Annotated in this window: 1 protein-coding gene and 2 rRNA genes; all 3 read right to left on the bottom strand. The window is 54.6% G+C overall.

Features of this window, described 5'->3' with window-relative positions:
* Positions 1-80 precede the first annotated feature (80 nt).
* Positions 81-1,532, bottom strand: coding sequence for a hypothetical protein (locus CVT63_08255; GenBank protein ID PKQ26875.1), 1,452 nt, complete (start codon positions 1,530-1,532; stop codon positions 81-83).
* 1 nt (position 1,533) lies between these two features.
* A 5S ribosomal RNA gene (gene rrf / locus CVT63_08260) occupies positions 1,534-1,649 on the bottom strand.
* Positions 1,650-1,709: 60 nt separating this feature from the next.
* Positions 1,710-2,174: ribosomal RNA gene (locus CVT63_08265) — 23S ribosomal RNA — on the bottom strand; the annotation flags it as partial.

A 2,174-nucleotide genomic window follows, 5' to 3' on the forward strand; every position in this document is an offset into this window, starting at 1 on the left:
CCCCCAGCAAAGCGAGGGGTGTTTTCTTCGACCGACTTCGAGTCCGCGAGCGGAGGGCGAAGAAGACACCCCGAGCGCCCCTACCAGTTCGTGATCCGATTCATCACAGCGCCCGAGCACGGCTTCGGGTAGAAGTACGTCGATTTCTGGGGCATCTTCTCACCTTGATCCGCTACAGTGCGCACCTGCTCAACAGGCGTAGCGTTCAAGAAAAACGCAACGGCCCCCCGCCCCGAATCCACCAGGCTGACCGCCTCGAGCGGATCACGGGTAAAAAGCATGCCGGCCTCGACCGATTCCCTGTCATGCTTCATTCCAAGAACCTTTTCCATGACAATCTTTTGAAGCACAGTCACGTCGAGCTTCTTATAAGACGCCGCATGATCTCCATTGATTTCTTTCTCTACGTCTCTGTCGCTCCTCCAGGAGAACAGGAAAAACTTCCCGCCTTTGACGAACGCCCCAAACGCGTGCGTTTCTTCACCGACTGCCTCAAGCCGCTTGATCATCTGATAGACCTGTCCGCTGCGCGGGCCACCCGGGACCTCGACATCCGTGATGTTGAACCATGGCTCGAGGCCCTTGAGCATCAAGTCGATGTCAACCGACGGCAAGCCCAGCGCGACCCTGTGCACCGGCAACATCGACAGGCCTGGATTCTCCATCTCGACTATCATCATCATGAGATAGTTCCTTGGGTCATCCTCGCTGGTTATCTCTCCGCTTTCGCGTTTACGCATGCTGTACTCCAACGCGGTTTGATATCGGTGATGTCCGTCGGCGATGTAAAGCGTCTTCTTTTTGAGGAACAAGGCTATCTTGTTGACAAATCTTTCGTCCGTGACACCCCATATGTCGTGCGCGACCCCGTCGGGGGTCTGAAACTGCGCCAGCGCAAACCTCTCCATCTCCGCCAGAATGGGGCCTTTGAGCTTCTCGTTCGTGTCGGAGTACAAAGCCTCTACCATACTCAGATTAGCCCGCGTATGCTCGAGCAACGCTCCGCGATCCGAGAGTGGCCCGGGCATGATGTCTTCATGAGGAAGTATCCCGCCTTTAGAAAACTCCTCCAACTTGACCCTGGCAACAAGGCCGGTGCACTCTTTGTAGTTGCCCTCGAAGAGGTAGCTCTGCCTGTAAAGATAAATGCCGGGGATGCGATCCTCTATGAGGATCCTCTGCGCAAGCCACCTGTCAAGGAACTCCGAGGCTCTCACGTACGGCTGCTCAGAGACGGAATCGCTTTTCTTCGGCCGGTTGAGAATGAGCCGGATTACGTTGTACGGATGCTTGTTATAAAGCGCGTCTCGCTGCTTATCACTGATTACATCATATGGCGGAGCGACGACAAGCGACAGATCCCCTATCGCCTCACTGTTATACCTCATCCCTCTGAAAGATCTGATCTCCGCCATTAGATTCCCGCTTCCTCGAGTCACAAACATCGCCTCAACAACGAAAGCATGATACCAGAAACACGTAAGATGCCGGATCTGCAAAGAAAAAGACCCGCCGTTGCGGGTCTTTTTCAAAAATCGGCGGCGACCTACTCTCCCACAAGGTTACCCCTGCAGTACCATCGGCGCTGGAGGACTTAACTTCTGTGTTCGGAATGGGAACAGGTGATCCCCTCCGCCATCGCCACCGTTATTCTATTATCAGAACGCTCACTCGCGCCCTCAAAGCTACACAGCGTATTTAAAAGATCGAACCAAGCCCTCGACTTATTAGTACCGGTCGGCTGAACGTGTTGCCACGCTTACACCTCCGGCCTATCCACCTTGTAGTCTGCAAGGAGTCTTACTCTGTTAACCAGATGGGAGACCTGATCTTGAGGTTGGCTTCGCGCTTAGATGCTTTCAGCGCTTATCCAGTCCAGACGTAGCCAATCAGCAGTGCCATTGGCATGACAACTGACACACCAGAGGTCTGTTCATCCCGGTCCTCTCGTACTAGGGACAAATCCTCTCAAGTCTCCTGCGCCCGCAACGGATAGGGACCGAACTGTCTCACGACGTTCTAAACCCAGCTCGCGTACCGCTTTAATGGGCGAACAGCCCAACCCTTGGGACCTTCTCCAGCCCCAGGATGCGATGAGCCGACATCGAGGTGCCAAACCTCCCCGTCGATGTGAACTCTTGGGGGAGATAAGCCTGTTATCCCCGGAGTACCTT

It is taken from the genome of Candidatus Anoxymicrobium japonicum, from assembly GCA_002843005.1.
Taxonomy (GTDB): domain Bacteria; phylum Actinomycetota; class Geothermincolia; order Fen-727; family Anoxymicrobiaceae; genus Anoxymicrobium; species Anoxymicrobium japonicum.